This window comes from Paenibacillus xylanivorans, from assembly GCF_001280595.1.
Classification (GTDB): domain Bacteria; phylum Bacillota; class Bacilli; order Paenibacillales; family Paenibacillaceae; genus Paenibacillus; species Paenibacillus xylanivorans.
The window spans coordinates 1-16290 of sequence record NZ_LITU01000012.1 but is presented as its reverse complement, the minus strand read 5'-3'; the positions used below and the strand labels follow the sequence as shown (position 1 = coordinate 16290).

Annotated in this window: 15 protein-coding genes, 2 tRNA genes and 2 pseudogenes; 2 read left to right on the top strand and 17 right to left on the bottom strand. The window is 49.1% G+C overall.

Annotated elements, in window-relative coordinates; all coding sequences use genetic code 11:
* The first annotated feature begins 3 nt into the window (after positions 1-3).
* Complete coding sequence (locus AMS66_RS01115; protein WP_082350509.1) at positions 4-369, top strand: DUF1304 domain-containing protein; 366 nt, start codon at positions 4-6, stop codon at positions 367-369.
* Between the two features lie 119 nt (positions 370-488).
* The gene (locus AMS66_RS01110; RefSeq protein WP_053779074.1) at positions 489-1289 is read left to right on the top strand and encodes a DUF4261 domain-containing protein; all 801 of its coding nucleotides are present in this window, start codon (positions 489-491) and stop codon (positions 1287-1289) included.
* A 145-nt stretch (positions 1290-1434) separates the two neighbouring features.
* Here the strand turns inward: AMS66_RS01110 and AMS66_RS01105 are convergent, their stop codons facing one another.
* The 17 genes and pseudogenes from AMS66_RS01105 to AMS66_RS34615 form a co-directional block, all read right to left on the bottom strand.
* Entirely contained in the window at positions 1435-1929 is a 495-nt protein-coding gene (locus AMS66_RS01105) for a GNAT family N-acetyltransferase (protein ID WP_053779073.1), read from the bottom strand.
* Complete coding sequence (locus tag AMS66_RS01100) at positions 1926-2426, bottom strand: hypothetical protein (protein ID WP_053779072.1); 501 nt, start codon at positions 2424-2426, stop codon at positions 1926-1928. The genes AMS66_RS01105 and AMS66_RS01100 overlap by 4 nt, the downstream gene beginning before the upstream one ends.
* Positions 2427-2852: 426 nt before the next feature.
* The gene (locus tag AMS66_RS01095) at positions 2853-3866 is read right to left on the bottom strand and encodes a LacI family DNA-binding transcriptional regulator (RefSeq protein ID WP_053779071.1); all 1014 of its coding nucleotides are present in this window, start codon (positions 3864-3866) and stop codon (positions 2853-2855) included.
* 104 nt (positions 3867-3970) lie between these two features.
* Entirely contained in the window at positions 3971-4780 is an 810-nt protein-coding gene (gene iolB, locus AMS66_RS01090; RefSeq protein ID WP_053779070.1) for a 5-deoxy-glucuronate isomerase, read from the bottom strand.
* A gap of 82 nt (positions 4781-4862) precedes the next feature.
* Complete coding sequence (gene iolG / locus AMS66_RS01085; RefSeq protein WP_053779069.1) at positions 4863-5915, bottom strand: inositol 2-dehydrogenase; 1053 nt, start codon at positions 5913-5915, stop codon at positions 4863-4865.
* A gap of 78 nt (positions 5916-5993) precedes the next feature.
* Complete coding sequence (locus AMS66_RS01080; protein WP_330219272.1) at positions 5994-7469, bottom strand: CoA-acylating methylmalonate-semialdehyde dehydrogenase; 1476 nt, start codon at positions 7467-7469, stop codon at positions 5994-5996.
* A 72-nt stretch (positions 7470-7541) separates the two neighbouring features.
* Complete coding sequence (gene iolC / locus AMS66_RS01075) at positions 7542-8552, bottom strand: 5-dehydro-2-deoxygluconokinase (RefSeq protein ID WP_053779068.1); 1011 nt, start codon at positions 8550-8552, stop codon at positions 7542-7544.
* Between the two features lie 225 nt (positions 8553-8777).
* Positions 8778-9680, bottom strand: coding sequence for a myo-inosose-2 dehydratase (gene iolE, locus AMS66_RS01070; protein WP_053779067.1), 903 nt, complete (start codon positions 9678-9680; stop codon positions 8778-8780).
* A gap of 178 nt (positions 9681-9858) precedes the next feature.
* Positions 9859-11727: a 3D-(3,5/4)-trihydroxycyclohexane-1,2-dione acylhydrolase (decyclizing) gene (iolD, locus tag AMS66_RS01065; RefSeq protein WP_053779066.1), complete on the bottom strand. Its 1869-nt coding sequence runs from the start codon at positions 11725-11727 to the stop codon at positions 9859-9861.
* A gap of 291 nt (positions 11728-12018) precedes the next feature.
* Positions 12019-12089 (bottom strand) — tRNA-Gly (locus AMS66_RS01060).
* A 9-nt stretch (positions 12090-12098) separates the two neighbouring features.
* Positions 12099-12171 (bottom strand) — tRNA-Pro (locus tag AMS66_RS01055).
* A 260-nt stretch (positions 12172-12431) separates the two neighbouring features.
* A pseudogene (locus AMS66_RS32145) lies at positions 12432-12640 on the bottom strand (NAD(P)-binding protein); the annotation flags it as partial.
* A gap of 41 nt (positions 12641-12681) precedes the next feature.
* The gene (locus AMS66_RS33030; RefSeq protein ID WP_201782123.1) at positions 12682-13467 is read right to left on the bottom strand and encodes an ABC transporter ATP-binding protein; all 786 of its coding nucleotides are present in this window, start codon (positions 13465-13467) and stop codon (positions 12682-12684) included.
* Between the two features lie 66 nt (positions 13468-13533).
* Entirely contained in the window at positions 13534-14361 is an 828-nt protein-coding gene (locus tag AMS66_RS33025; RefSeq protein WP_201782122.1) for an ABC transporter transmembrane domain-containing protein, read from the bottom strand.
* Positions 14362-14400: 39 nt separating this feature from the next.
* Positions 14401-15256, bottom strand: a pseudogene (locus tag AMS66_RS01045) (ABC transporter ATP-binding protein).
* A 9-nt stretch (positions 15257-15265) separates the two neighbouring features.
* Entirely contained in the window at positions 15266-15721 is a 456-nt protein-coding gene (locus AMS66_RS01040) for a FecCD family ABC transporter permease (RefSeq protein WP_082350508.1), read from the bottom strand.
* A 55-nt stretch (positions 15722-15776) separates the two neighbouring features.
* The gene (locus tag AMS66_RS34615; RefSeq protein ID WP_053779065.1) at positions 15777-16049 is read right to left on the bottom strand and encodes an IS110 family transposase; all 273 of its coding nucleotides are present in this window, start codon (positions 16047-16049) and stop codon (positions 15777-15779) included.
* Positions 16050-16290 lie beyond the last annotated feature (241 nt).

Sequence of the window (16290 nt, the reverse complement as noted above, 5' to 3'; positions counted from 1 at the left end):
AAGGTGTTTCTTTTGATTAGTATCATCTTCGTGGCTATTGTAGCCATCGAGCACTTCTACATCATGGTGATGGAGATGTTCCTGTGGACCCGTCCACGCACAATGAAAACGTTCGGCCTTACCCCTGAGCTAGCGGAATCTACCAAGTCCTTGGCAGCCAATCAAGGTTTGTACAATGGATTTTTGGCCGCAGGTTTGATCTGGGGACTCCTTTATCCAGATGCATCCGTCGGACAGCACATTCAAATTTTCTTCCTGGCATGTGTCATTATCGCCGCCCTCTACGGAGGCGTAACCGCTACTCGGTCCATCATCATTAAACAAGGGCTGCCTGCGATAATTGCATTGCTTCTGGTTCTTTTCCTCTGATCCCCTGTTGACCATTACCATGCCGGGATTCATTAAAAGCTCCAATGTGGTAAGGTATGGTTATAAAGGCATCGGATTATGCCTGATCACTGTGATTGGTCTGGAAAGGAGAACGTTTCATGGGACTGTTTGACAAGCTTCGGCGCCGCAAAAAGGAACACGCGACCACAGATGGAGCGGTACATACTGCTCCATATAGTGAAACCATCGTTGGATTTGTTTTGCTCGAGCACGAAGATTGTAATTTTGATCACTTCATTAGCACTATGAAAAACGAGTGGAATATTGAGATTGAAGAACGTCCGGAGGAAGGCAATCTTTTTTTCGAAGTAGATGGAATGCAAGTGGTGTGTGCACATATTAATGCTCCTGTTCCTGACCACGAAGTAGAGGAAAATGCCAAATTAAATGTATTGTGGCGGGAAGCGGTACAAGTCACTTCACGACATCAATCTCAGATTATTGTCTCTGTACTGAATGCAACCGACGCCATTCAGGCACATATTCTGTTCACCCAAACAGCGAGTGCCCTGCTCCAGCTTGACCATGCGCTGGCTATATATACGGCGCCACTTGTGGTAGAAGCAAGTCAGTACGTGGACATTAGTCATGGAATCAAGGATCATGAGCTACCCGTCTCCCTCTGGATTTTCATCGGATTATTTCAAAGTCCTGAAGGCGCATCAGCCTATACTTATGGATTACGTAACTTCGGGAAAGAGGAGATGGAAATCACTCAATCCGCACAGCCTTTAAGTGAAGTATTTGAAATGATGTATATGACTGCGACTTATGTTGTTGAAAACGATGTAACCCTGCATGACGGCGAGACGCTTGGCTTCTCCGCAGAACAAAAGCTGCCCATCCACCGTTCGGAAGGAATAGCCACAGAGGGTAGCAGCTTGAAGATTGGTTTTTAAACATCGGTAAAAGCCGTCCAGATTCTTAGTGACTGGGCGGCTTTCTTATGCTTGATGTCCGGTTATACCTCATTAACACAGTTCATAAGATAAAAAAAATTTCAAACTCTTCATATGAATATGTTCGATCATCATTGTGATAGGATTAGGGGTTCATGGCACATACCATCGTTACGGATGTATCACACATACTCTGTTCGACGAATCCGAAGCGCCGATAAAGCCGAATGGCTTCATTATCCGGGTCAACACTGAGCGAAACGGCGTCAATGCCTCGCTTTCGAGCCTCTTCTAACGCTGCCTGAATGAGATGGGTACCTATTCCTTTGCCTCGCGCAGCCTCAATCACAGCCATTCCCATTTCGGGTGTAGCCGCATTTACATAACCATATCCCGCATTCTGCTCAGTAAAAAATCGCAACGTCACTGAACCCATTCGCTTGCCCTGAGAATTCACGGCGATAAATCCAAAATCCCCCTCTCTGCCCCAGCCTTCAACGTACTTGGACATGCCGGGACTATGTATAATCTCAGGGTCAAAAGGTTCTTCGCCCTCTCGTTTAAATAGGGATGCATACAACATCTCCCACAGAAACGGGATATCCTGTTCCTCAATGGGACGCAATTGATACTCCGTCATTCCTTCCCCTCCTTCAAATTGGTAAAGAGGCGTTCCATTTCATTCAGATTAAATTCATTGGTAATTTCATAATTTTCATGTTTGTCTCTCGTTTTGTATCCGCTATAGATGGAGACGGCATGTTCGTTATAAAACGTGATTCCAAAGCTTTCTGTAAATCGGTCTTCTTTCTTAGTCAGAAGCTGCCAGTCATAGTAAAATGGGGTTCGCTCGGTGATATCTATTTTCTTTACTCTTCTTAATTCGATATCCTTCGCAAGATTCAACATAGTTCTAATCTCTTGGGGATCTTTAATAATCACTTCTTCTTCATTGTATGGATCGGTGGCCGTTATTTTTCTGATAACCAGAAGATCCAGTGTATCCAGCATACTCATATGATCCGTGACCTCGGCTCGAAAGGTGGTGTGCTGTCTCGAAAAGTACATCGGTATCGCAATAGCTGCTATAACAATTACAATGACTGCACCAAGAATGGTTTTGGTTCTTTTTTTCATTGAAATCTCCTTTCGTTGTTGGATATATCAGGAAATTAACAATTGCATTTCAAGTATACCATCTCATCCAAATATTGTTCTGCATCATTAAAATAATCCATTAAAACATGCATTTTATATAGAAAATGCCTCTTTATAATCAGTCATTTTAAATTTTATGACATGCTAACTAACTTGATAAATATCTATATTATCTTTTTGAAAAAAATGTCGATATACTACATAAGCTTTCGGCTTTGTCTATACTAGCTGGACATTAAAGGGGGAGATTGGATGAAACAAGATTTAACCCAAACAAGCCGCGTTCACCCTTAGGGGCACGCGACTTGTTTGGTATGATGACAACATACTTATGGGATATTCGTATGTTTTTGTGGCGATTTCCTCTGAAGAGTTGGAGGATTTCAAATTACGATAATGTTGTTCTCATGATTGATCTGTCACATTCCCTGTCGAGTCTCTAATAACCAGTTCAGGCTTCAGGAAAATTTTCTGTGGTGATTTACCTTCATCTTTTAGCTCATCAATCAATAAATCAACGGCACGACGCCCCAGATCCTCAATAGGTTGGGCAACCGTTGTCAGAGGTGGACTGGTTACTGAAGCCAGAATCGTATTATCAAATCCGATGATTGATACATCTTCAGGCACACGCAGGCCTAGCTCTTTGGCAGCCTGAAGCGCACCAATCGCCTGCATGTCGTTGCAGCAGAAAATGCCTGTGGCTCTATTCTTTTCCGTGAGCAGCACGAGCGCCTCTTTTTTGGCTGAACCTAAATCGGCAGATGACTCTCTCACATGATCCGCTTCAAGAGAAAGTCCCGCCTTCTCCAATGCTTCACGAAATCCGCGTACGCGTTCCTTACTGCTGCTGACTTTGAACGGTTCGGACAGCACCGCTACGTGAGTATGACCCAATTCAAGCAGATGCTGCGCTGCCAAGGCGCCGCCAAGTCTATCATCGATCGCAACGGTATGTACCGACAACGACGGCATATGACGGGCAATCAGAGCAACAGGTATCGATTGTTGCAGAAGTGGAGACAGAATCTCAGCATTATCGATACCTGTTCCGATCATCATTCCGTCGACCCTTTTTTGCTGAAGCAGATTCAGATACCGCTCTACCCGCTCGTCCTTATTATCTGTGCTGCAAATCACGACGCTATAACCCAACTGCCGACTGCGATCCTCTACCGCTCTGGCCAGTTCGGCAAAATACGGATTGGAGATATCGGGCACGAGCAGCCCGAGCGTATATGTCTGCTTACCCGTAAGTGCGGCAGCAATAGCGCTCGGCTGGTAGTGAAGACGCTCCATGATCTCCATAATCTCGGCACGCCGCTTCTCGCTAATTTTACCTTTGCCGTTAATGACCTGTGAGACGGTTGCAATGGATACCCCCGCCTCGCGTGCTATATCATATATGGTTGCTTTCATTGTTATTTCCCCATTTGTGCTATATATAAATTCCTTTATATATAGGTAATCGTTTTCTTCTCATTATGCAGGGGGAAGTCCGCATACGCAACTTGAAGCCGATACTACTTTTTATTCATCAGCCAATCATGATCTGGATCGTTATGAAACTTCCAGGTCCGGGTTGGTCCTGCCATCACATTCAGATAGTACACCTCGTATCCCGGAGGCGCACCTACCGGATGGTATCCACACGGAACAAGCACGACTTCCCCGTTATTCACTGCAAGCGTCTCATCTACAGCCCGGTCGTCTGTATATATCCGTTGGATAGCAAACCCTTGCTCAGGCTGCACTCGGAAATAGTACGTTTCCTCCAGCAGTGATTCGTCAGGCAGAGCATCCCGGTCATGCTTATGCGGAGGATAGCTCGACCAATGTCCATCTGGCGTGAACACCTCAACAACAAGCAGACTGTCTGCTTCTTTTTGTTCCGGCAAAATGTTGTGAATCTGTCGTTCCAGGTTGCCGTAACCACGCGTCTCAACACCTACATCTTCCGGGGCAATCAGACGAGCTGGATACGTGCCTTTACCTGGTGCAGCACATATGGCAATCTCCAATGCGGTAAGTGCCTTGAACTCCACTCGATCTGAACTGGATACGTAAATCGAATACGGCGGAATTTTCTCGAAGACACTCATTCTATTTCCAATATTCCCCCACATGTGTTCACGAGTACTTACATTCGCCAAGCCGCTGAGAAGTACAATACAAAGTTCCTGATCCCCGCTCTCACGAGTTATAGTCTGTCCCTCCGCAAGCTGTACCACCTGAAACCCAACATATTCCCAGCCCGCAGACTCTGGTGTGACCGTCAACAGCGTTCCGTCTGCTTTCGGATTCAACACAGGTTTTACTACGCGTTCTGACATGCTTCCTTCCACTCCTTCCGGTATATATCCATAATTCTGATGGCTGCCTATTAGATGAAATGAACTTGTTATGAAAATGGCCCTACGGGGCAACCGTTTGGGATCCCACCGCTATTCCCGGGACTTCCCGCAGCTTCACAGGTCTGCCTTGCTCCATGGACATGCGAGCAGCGAGCGCGATACGTTCTGCCTGAACTGCATCATTCCCGTTCACGGTGACAGGTGTATCGTTCCGGATCGCATCAATGAAAAGAGCAGTCTCCTGTACATACGCTTCATTGTATCGCTCCAGGAAAAAGTGCAGCGGTTTGTCGCGCATCAGTCCGGTCGCTGTACTAATTTCTGCCGTATTCGGATGATCGTTCGCAGCTGTGGCGCTGCCCAATGAGCCAAATACCTCGACTCGCTGATCGTATCCATATACCGCCTGACGGCTGTTATCAATGACGCCGATGGCTCCATTTTCAAAACTCATCGTCACAATGGCCGTATCCACATCACCGTATTCTGCAAATACAGGATGAATCAGCACATTGCCCTTGGCATAGACTTCCTCCACCTCACTCCCGGACAGATACCGGGCCATGTCGAAATCATGGATCATCATATCCATAAAAATCCCGCCAGACACCCGAATATACTCCGCTGGCGGCGGACTCGGGTCGCGAGAAGTGATTTTAATAATATGCGGATCACCAATCGTACCGTCCTGCACATGTGAACGTACCCGTTTGAAGTTATGGTCGAAGCGACGATTGAATCCGATTTGCAGCTTTACCCCAGCCTTCTGTACGGCTGCAACAGCTGTCTGAGTTTGATGAAGGTCCATGCTGACCGGCTTCTCGCAAAAAATATGTTTGCCCGCCTGGGCTGCCTGTTCAATCAGTGGCACATGCGTATCTGTTGAGGAACAGATCAACACTGCATCCACATTTGGCATGGCGATCAGCTGGCTACTATCTGTCGTTACCACCGGAATGCCGCGGCTGGAAGCCCACGCCTCCAGTTCGGATCCTGCAAACAAATCACTGATACCAACAATCTCAGCATGTGGGTTGCGCAGGAGATTGTCTGCATGAATTTTGCCAATGCGCCCAGCACCGATGATGCCTATTCTCACTTTATCCTTGCCCATTCCGTTATCCTCCCTGTACGTGTCCATGTGAACTCAACGTTCTTCCCTTGGCCTGGATATGCCCTATGTCCTGAGTGACTACCAGCGGGCAGTGACCATCTTTTTGCGAGTATAAAATTCAACACCGTCTGTACCGTTAGCATGCAAATCACCGTAGAAGGATTTCTTCCAGCCGGAAAAAGGGAAAAATGCCATTGGCGCAGGTACGCCCAAGTTAATGCCCAACATGCCCGCATCAATGGTTTCACGGAATTGGCGCATACTTGCTCCGCTACGGGTGAACAGGCACGCTCCGTTGGCAAAGTCGGAACGGTTCGCCAGTTCCACTGCTTCCTCCAGCGTAGCCACCCTCGCCACCGAGAGCACCGGAGCAAAAATTTCGTCCTTCCAGATCTTCATGGTGCTCTGCACCTCATCAAATACCGTCGGTCCAACGAAATAACCGGACTTGCCTGTCGCCTCATCTTTACGACCATCCCGGATCAGAGCAGCACCTTCCTGTTCTCCGGATTCAATGTAGCTGAGTGTACGTTCCTTATGTGGACCACGAATCACAGGACCTAAGAATACCCCTTCATCCATGCCGTTACCGATGGTGATGCGATCAGCAGCTTCCACCAGCTTTTGTACCAGTGTGTCAGCGACATCACCCACGGCTACGACAACCGAGCAAGCCATACAGCGTTCTCCGGCTGAGCCGAAGGCCGCACTGGTAATTTCTTTCACTGTCAGGTCGAGATCGGCGTCAGGCATAACGATCGAGTGGTTTTTGGCACCAGCGAGCGCCTGCACCCGTTTGCCATGCGCGGATGCGGTGGTGTAGACGTATTCGGCGACAGGCTGTGAGCCGACAAAAGAGATCGCTTGAACATCCTTGTGTTCAAGCAGCCCGTTCACGACGTCATGCGCACCGTGAACGATATTAAGCACGCCGTCCGGAAGCCCTGCTTCCTTGAAAAGCTCGGCCAGACGGCCTGCCAGCAGCGGTGTACGCTCGGACGGCTTCAGTACAAAGGTGTTGCCGCACGCAATCGCCAGCGGGAACATCCAGCAAGGTACCATCATCGGGAAGTTGAAGGGGGTTATTCCCCCAATGACACCGATCGGGTACCGGTACATGCCCGACTCCAGCCCGGTGGCAATGTCGGGCAACTGTTTACCCATCATCAGGTTCGGGGCGCCTGCCGCGAATTCGACGCATTCAATGCCGCGCTGTACTTCGCCGTAGGCTTCCGCGTAGCTTTTACCATTCTCCAGCGTAACCAGCCGAGCGAGTTCTTCCCAGTGCTCCACCAGCAGCTGCTGGTAGCGGAACAGAATACGCGCTCGGCGGGGAACCGGTGTACCGCTCCAGGACGGGAACGCCTCCCGTGCTGTCTGAACAGCCAAATCCACGTCCGCCTGTTCAGACAGCGGTACGTGTGCAATGACCTCTTCCGTAGCCGGATTTACGACCGGCTCCGTACGGGTTGCCGCCGGGGTCACCCAGGCACCCCCGATCCAGTTTTGAACCATTGTCGCTGTTGCTGACTCTTCCGAAATGCCTTTTCCCATAGCCCTGTCTCCCTTCGCTTATATGTGCGTGGCCTCAAATTACTCCATGTACTCCAAGTACTTCAACACGCTTCAGGACACCGTAATTTCGCCCCGATTGCATCGTTCAATATAGTCATTCACTTGTTCCACCGTTGGCATCGCATCCGAGCAGCTATGGCTGGAGATAACGATACTTGCTGCCGCACTGCCAAACGCCATGCTACGTTCAATCGTCCACCCCTGCATCAACCCGTATAAGAATCCCGCTGCATAGGAATCACCTGCACCAAACGTCTTTACCACACGCGCAGGGTAACTATCCGCTTGATGAGATAGCCCTTCACCTGTATAGGCAATGGAGCCTTCCTTGCCATGTTTGATGATCACAATTTTAGCTGAAAAGTCGAACCATTTTTGCGCGGTCACCTGGTCGCTATGGTCTGGATTATGGTCAAACGTCTCCATCATGTCGAACTCTTCACGTGTGCCCAGGATAATATCGCATTTCTCGGCTGCGAGGTTATAATAGACCGCCGTTTCTTCGGCTGATGTCCATGTGTAAGGACGATAGTCCAGATCAAACACAATGATTGTGCCATGCTTTTTCGCATACGCTAAGGCCTGAAATACCGCTTCACGCGATGGACTCTTGGCGAGGGCTGTGCCTGAGATAAGCAGCACTTTGGAGTCGGCAATCAGCTGTTCCTGCACCTCTCTCGACTGCAATAACAGATCTGCCACATGGTCACGGTACATCAGAATGCTGCAGTCGGTTGGACTTTTGATCTCGGTAAAAGCAAGTCCTGTCACCGCTCCGGTATCGTCCGTTACCACATTTGACGTATCGATCCCGTTCCGCTCCAGATAACTGTTGATGAACCTGCCCATCTGGTCATTCGCGATTTTGCCGATAAACGCTGTTTCCATGCCGAGCCTGGACATGCCAATCGTAATATTGGCCGGAGAGCCGCCCACATATTTCGTAAAGGTCATTGTCTCTTCCATCGGGCGATTGATCTCATTGGCATTCAAGTCGATGCACAGACGGCCAATCGCGGTGAAATCCATCTTCCTGGTATCAGGAAAGGATACGTAAGTCATTATATTTGAACCCCTTTCTGTGATGGAATTTTGCACGTTTATATGGATAGCTTATTTAAAATTGCGGATTTTAAAGTTTCAAGTTTCGTCTCAGTAGTGTTGTTAGATCATGAAATGTGATGTGGAAACGCACTCGGTACCAGCAAGTGATAAACTCATCAAACTCATCTACTCATCATCCGGTTCACCTCATGGTATGGCTCTCTCGCGATTGCCATGCCTTTATCAGCTGTGCTGGTATAAGGACTCCATATATTGCAAGGATCGCCGTGCATACTCATACGGATTATGAATCGCAGGATCCTGCTCCCCTTCAAGCATCGCCCAGCCATCATACCCCCGGGTGATCAGTTCCTTTAGAATCGGTGCAAAATCAATACATCCATCTCCGGGAACCGTGAATACCCCTTTACGAATGCACCCAACAAAATCGGACTGTTCAGCCCTCGCTTCATCCAGCACTTGTGGACGGATATCCTTCAGGTGAACATAGGCAATTCGGTCATAATGTTTGCGCAAGAGAGTTAACGGGTCTGCTCCACCGTAGTAGGCATGGCCTGTGTCATAGAGCAAATAAACAAGAGATGGGTCTGTCAGTTCCATCAATTTATCGATCTCATCAGGCTGCTCAACAACGGTGCCGCCATGGTGATGATACGTTAGTTTCAATCCATACTCACGGGCGATGGCCCCTGCTTCGTTCAGCCCCTCAGCAAGGATGTGCCATTGCGATTCACTGAGTCTCAGCACTTCTTTTTCATGCGGTGTCCGTCTTGGATCGAAATGCAGGGAACCTCCTACTTCCGCCGTGCTAATCACCGTGCTGCCCATCAATTGCAGAAACTCCGCGTGTCTGCGATAGCTGTTCAGCTCAGACTGACGATGCGCCGGGTCAGAGAGCAATACCGATTTCCACTGGGAAACGAGGCGTATGTTGCGCTTGCCTAATTCCTCCCTCAATGTGTCCGAATCCGAAGGATATTTGCGTCCCATCTCCGTACCTGTCAGTCCGAGTCGCTGAATATCATCCAGAATCTGTTCACACGTTGTTGCATCCCCATGCTCCTTTACATCCTCTCCAACCCAGTTGATCGGATGAATCCCGAGCTGAAATGGTAGCTTGTTCATGGCTCCACGTCTCCTTTTGTGGTTCAACTTATTTGCATCATTCGATTTAGTTCTCTCCTGGGTACAAGATATATAGAGGAAGAAGCACCCTGATCCATACAACGTATTTACAAGTGAAGCATTCCCTCTACATCATGCTGATTGAAAGACGCTCTTTGAATTTATGCAAAATCCTCAATTAAATGGGCCTAGCTTTAGCACAGTTTGCCTTCATCGCATGGTGAGCCGTTACCACCTTTTCCTCGTTGGATACTTCTGGCACACCCACATTCCACCATGACTCATATCCGCCTGCATTGGTTCCAGGCACGACTGGAATTTCGATCAGTGTAGTCACGGTCTCATTCCGTGCATCTCTGATCGCCTGCTCCAATTGTTCTGTCGTCTCTGCCTTATAGGCTTTGGCCCCAAGGCTTCGGGCATGGGCTGCAAAATCCATAGGCATATATTCCCCGGTCAGTCGTCCGCTCTCCGACTCCCGATAGCGAAACTCATTGCCGAACCCATCACTTCCGTGCTCCCGTTGCAAATTGTGAATACACTGAAATCCGTTGTTGTTGAATAGTAAAATGGTCATCTTCTTCTGTTCCTGCAAGCTCGTCACCAGTTCAGAATGCAGCATTAGGTAACTACCGTCACCCACCATGGCATACACTTCACGATCCGGCTCGGCAAGAGCTGCTCCGAATGCCCCGCTCACCTCATAGCCCATACAGGAGAAGCCGTACTCCATGTGGTATGTTTTCGGTGCAGACGCGCGCCACAGACGGTGCAAGTCTCCAGGCAAACTTCCCGCCGCGCACACAATGACGGAAGAAGGGTCAACGGTCCGATTAATAACGCCGACCGCGGTCGTCTGTGCCAGTCCTGCCTCATGTTGCAGTCCATAGAGTCGATCTACCTCGGCGTTCCACTCATCCCGCAAATCGGCGACCTCAGATGTTCTGTATCCACTGTGGTACTGCCGTCCCTGTAAAGTCGTTTGCAAAGCTTGCAGACCTTCCCGTGCATCAGCCAAAACCGCTTCCCCACCCAATTTGGCGGCATCCATGCTGTTCAGGTTAATATTGATGAATGCCACTTCGGGATGCTGAAAAGCAGACCGGGACGCCGTCGTAAAATCCGAGAACCGGGTGCCGACGCCGATTACCACATCTGCTTCCCTGGCAAGCCTGTTGGCAGCCAGCGAGCCGGTAACGCCGATAGACCCCACATTAAGTGGGTGGTCCCACGCCAGGGCACTTTTGCCAGCCTGCGTCTCGGCAACCGGAATGCCAAATGCCTCGGCGAATTCAGCCAGCTGTACAGATGCCTCGGCATACAGCACGCCGCCGCCTGCAACGATCAGTGGCCTCCTTCCACGGGCAATCTGTTCCGTTGCCCGTTCAATAGCCGCCTGGACCGGGGGACGACGGTCCAGGTAATGCACCTTGCGGGCGAAGAACGATTCCGGGTAATCGTACGCCTCTGCCTGCACATCCTGCGGCAGCGCCAGCGTTACCGCGCCCGTCTCCGCCGGGTCCGTCAGCACGCGCATCGCCTGCGTGGCAGCAATCATCAGCTGTTCTGGACGCACAATGCGATCCCAATATTTGCTGACCGCTTTGAACGGATCAGTGGCTGAAATTGTATAATCGCCGCTCACCTCCAGTTGTTGCAGCACGGGATCTGGCTCACGCGTGGCAAAGTTATCACCCGGAAGCAGTAAAACGGGAATTCGATTGACCGTTGCGGTTGCAGCCGCTGTAATCATGTTCAGTGCACCTGGTCCAATGGATGTCGTGCACGCATATATCTGTCTTCGGTTCTTCTGCTTGGCATAGGCAGCTGCCGTATGTACCATGCCTTGTTCATTTTTGCCCTGCATATACGTCAGACTTCCGGGACTACGCTCCAGTGCCTCTCCAATACCAGTTACGTTACCGTGCCCAAAAATGCCAATGACACCTTTCACAAACTTGGTTTCTACCCCATCAACCGAAATATATTGCTGATCCAGGTATCGGAGCAGTGCCTGAGCCATCGTCAGTCTAATTGTTGTTGTCATGGATTGACCATCTCCCTTCCCTTTACAGGTTAAGCGCTTAATCTAAGTTAAGTTTAAGCGCCTTACCCCTAAAGGTTAAGCGCTTAATTGATATAGTATTACAGGCTGAAGAATTAGGCAAGATATTTTTGTAAGCGTTTAAAAAAAGATTAAAACGATCTTATGAATATGTTTCTGTATACTATCCCATCGTTGTTAATGAGATGATTCGATAAGTAACAGGATGATAGAATCGTTAAAAATACAAAAAAAGAAATGGCAAGAACCATCTCTTTTTTTGTTTTACTATAAAGCGGGTGATGGGAATCGAACCCACGCTATTAGCTTGGAAGGCTAAAGTTCTACCATTGAACTACACCCGCAAATAAAAATCGGGATGACACGATTTGAACATACGATTCCTGGTCCCAAATCAGGTGCTCTACCAAGCTGAGCTACATCCCGTTATCTATACCGGCGAGAGGGCTCGAACCTCCACGGTTTCCCACTTGATTTTGAGTCACACCTGCTATTCGGAAGATAGCAGAAGATCAGTCCAAGAAGAGGAATCTAAAACCCGCAAAAAAACCTTAATTTTACAAGGTATTTTTTGCGGGTTTTTATGTTTTTATTAAGCCCCGTTAAGGATCGTGACAATTACTCGAAAAGAAGCGGTTTTTAGACGACGGAAAGAACTTTTGATAGAACAGCCCCGCTCCCTACCATTGGCGAATCAACTGCTTGCAGCCGGTCGGCGTAACGCCTCCACGTCTCAGATCATCTTCTCCGGATAGAGCAGCAACCTGCCGTCCAATTCTTACTTGGCTTCAATCAGGTTGACCTTCGTACCGGGCATTCCGCTATAAAACGCAGCGCACAGTCCTGCCGCACCGCCGCCCACAATCGTTAGATCATATAATTCAGTCATCTTCATCCTGTCCTTCTCCTGTTTAGTCTTGTTTGTATTGATTACGTTCAAGAGACTTGCGTCGCATACAATCGTGCATAAATGCCGCCGCTACGCAGCAGTTCCTCATGCGTGCCCATCTCGGCAATCTCTGTGCCCTCCAGCACGACGATCTGGTCGGCATGACGGACCGTCGATAGCCGATATGCAATCACCAGTGTTGTGCGGTCCTTCGATATTTCGTCTAGCGCCTGCTGGATCTCTTGCTCGGTCTTGGTATCAAGCGCCGATGTCGCTTCATCCAGAATGAGGATTGGTGCATTGCGCAGAATCGCCCGTGCTATCGAAAGCCTCTGTTTCTGCCCTCCGGACAGACGCACACCGCGTTCACCAATCACCGTATCGTAGCCTTGCTCCATCTGTGCTATAAAATCATGCGCTTTAGACGCTTTCGCTGCGGCAATCACATCTTCCTCGGTCGCATCTGCCCATCCATAAGCGATATTGTCATACACCGAGCCATCAAACAGGAAGGTATCCTGCAGCACCATCGAGATATTGTCACGCAGGCTGGAGAGCGTCACATCACGAATATCGATGCCATCCACTCGAATCGAACCAGCCTGCGGGTCGTAGAATCGGTTAACGAGACTGGCCAATGTCGTCTTTCCTCCGCCTGTTGTACCTACAAGCGCCACCGTCTTTCCGGGATCAATGGTCAGGTTCAGCCTTTCTAGTACAGGCGCACCATCTTGATAAACGAATGTGACATCTTGAAAGGAGATCTGTCCTTGTACACGCGGCAAACTGACTGCGTTTCGCTTCTCCTGTATGACTTCCTCTTCTTCCAGCACATCATATACCCGTTTAAAAGCCAGCGGCGGCTCGCCCGGACATTTCCACCAAGCCGGAAAAGGATTTTACCGGTTGATAAAACATACCCAGGTAGGCGATGAATCCGATGATATCAGCAATGCTACCTCGCCTGTTGCCATCAATCTGCCGCCCAGTATCACAACAAATACGGTACCCAGCGCGGTCACAAATGCCAACAACGGCACAGAGGTTTCATAGAACAGACTGGTGCGCAAATAGGTCTTCGTATGTTTCACAGCCAGACGAGAAACGTTACCCCGCTCCTCCTCCTGCCGATTGAAAATTTGGATTTCCTTCATGCCCGACAAGTTTTCCTGCACCTTGCCAGCGATTTCTCCCCGCGCCTTGGAATTCTCCCCCCACAGCGGCAACAAGCGCTTGCTTTGCCATACCGTGATCGCAAGCAGCAACGGAATCGTGATCAGACTGATCAGTGCCAGCTTCACATTGATCGTCAAGAGCAGGATGCCTACTCCGATAAAGGTCAGTCCGTTGATGATAAATTCAGGGATGGCATGGGCAATGAAAATTTCCGCTTCCATCGCATCATTCACGACGCGCCCGGTCAAGTCACCCGTCCGGCTTCGATGGAAATAGCGCAAGCTCATCTGCTGATATTTGCTATACAATCTTGTCCTTAAATCCGCCACATAATGAAGTGCGGCATAATGGTTCAGATAGCCTGCCAGTGATGTTTCGATGGCTTGAAGACAAGTAGCTCCAAGTAGCAACAAACCAATTGTCATCGCTTCTGCAGCAAACTGGCTGCTACTTTCGGTCGCCAATTGCGTCAACGAGCGCAACGCCCAGGGCAAATAAAACCCGGAAATCGTGGCCATCACAACACCGGCAAATCCAATGCCTAACTGCAACCAGTATTTCCGTGCGCTCAGCAGGATGCCATGCGGTTTTCATGTGGCAACCACCTCCTTCTGTTCCGTAGCTTTTAGGAATTCTGGATTCGCCCCTTGGTCTTTACGTTCACGCAATAGCTCGTACGTCACATACACCGGTCGCCCCGTTCGTGGTTCCAGCATAATCTCGGCATCAATGGCAAACACCTCACGTAGCGTCCGAACCGTCATTACGCGCTCTGGCGAGCCATGCTCCACCACCTGGCCCTCACGAATCGCCACCATATAATCGGAAAAGCGCGCTGCCAGATTCAAGTCATGCAGCACCATCACAATCGTCACCTGCTGACTGCGATTCAGTTCATAGAGCAGTTCCAGCACTTCAAGCTGATGCGCCAGGTCCAGATAGGTTGTGGGTTCATCCAGCAGGATCAGTTCGGTCTGCTGGGCGAGCGCCATCGCAATCCATACGCGCTGACGCTGACCGCCAGAGAGCGTATCGACCTCACGATGCTCAAGCGCTGTAAGCTGTGTAACCGATAGGGCCCCGGCGACTATTTGCTTATCCTCTTTGGAAAGCTTACCGAAGCCCCGTTGATGAGGAAAACGCCCATAGGCGACTAATTGACCGACCGTCAAACCGCTCGGTGCGGTCGGCGTCTGCGGCAGAATCGCCATCTGCTTGGCCACTTCCTTGGTGGACAGTGTGTGGATATCGGTACCATTCAGATAAACTGTGCCATGCTTCGTCTTGAGCAGCCGACCGACTGCCTTTAGTACGGTTGATTTGCCGCATCCATTGGGACCAATAATCGAGGTAATCTGTCCACGCGGAATCTGCAAATCCAGTTCTTTTTACGATAAGCGTCTCATTATAGGCAATATCGATTTGTTGCGCTGTAATACATTCCATGACGTCCTCCTAATTGGCCTTCGCTAATAGATAAAGAAAGTACGGAACACTGATAACCGTAATGACGATTCCCGTCGGCACATCTCCCCCAAGAATAACCGTGCGTGTAATCGTGTCAGCCAGCACCACGACTAATCCTCCGGCCAGACTGGCAGCCGGAACGAGCAATTTGTGATCGTGGCCGACCAGTTTTCTTGCCATATGCGGAGCGATCAAGCCAACGAAGAAGAAGCTTCCGCCCACGGCCACACTGCCAGAGGATAAAGCAACAGCAGCGATCGACAACCCCAAAAACTGCCGCTTCACGGCAAGACCCAGCCCTTGTGCAGTCTGATTGCCCAGATGGAGGGTGTTCAGCATGCGAGCCTGTAGAAAATATAGCCGAGTAAAATCTTTCTTGGCCATAGCTACAATCATACGAGTTAATTTACCGTATAGTTTGATAATGGACTTCATGGCGTTCATTTTGTTCACTTTGTTTGTTGTGCAGATGAAGGGCTTTGAATTCTTGGTGATATCCTTAAAATACTCCAAGATTCAGGGAAATAGATGTCTGTCCAACGATGCAACTGGTTACGATAGCAGACATTTGTTTGTTCATAAATTCTCTGGAAGTCATCAATTGCCTTAGAGCGCGGTAGGGCTCAGATTGCAAAAAAAGCTCTGAGTAATAGCCGCTCTTGACCATGTCAGCAATGACAAGTTCATCCTTAATGTCATACTTAGTTGGTGAGTTGTCCCTGTTTTCTTTGTTACGCTTCACCTGAAATAGATTAACAAGAACGAGCTCCAACTATTGTTCTTGAAGCCAAAAGTCCAAGTTTAGCCAATAGTAATCGGTAGGCTCAACCCCAATAATGACTTTGGATCATAGACTATGACTCATGTTTATTCTCATTTGGAGTATAGTTCAAAGGTTTATTTAGCTCATGTTATAAGAACAGCGTTTTAAACAACAAAAAAGCCCATCAGGATTTCTCCTAATGAGCTATACGTTTAAAGTTGGTACCGGCGAGAGGACTCGAACCTCCACG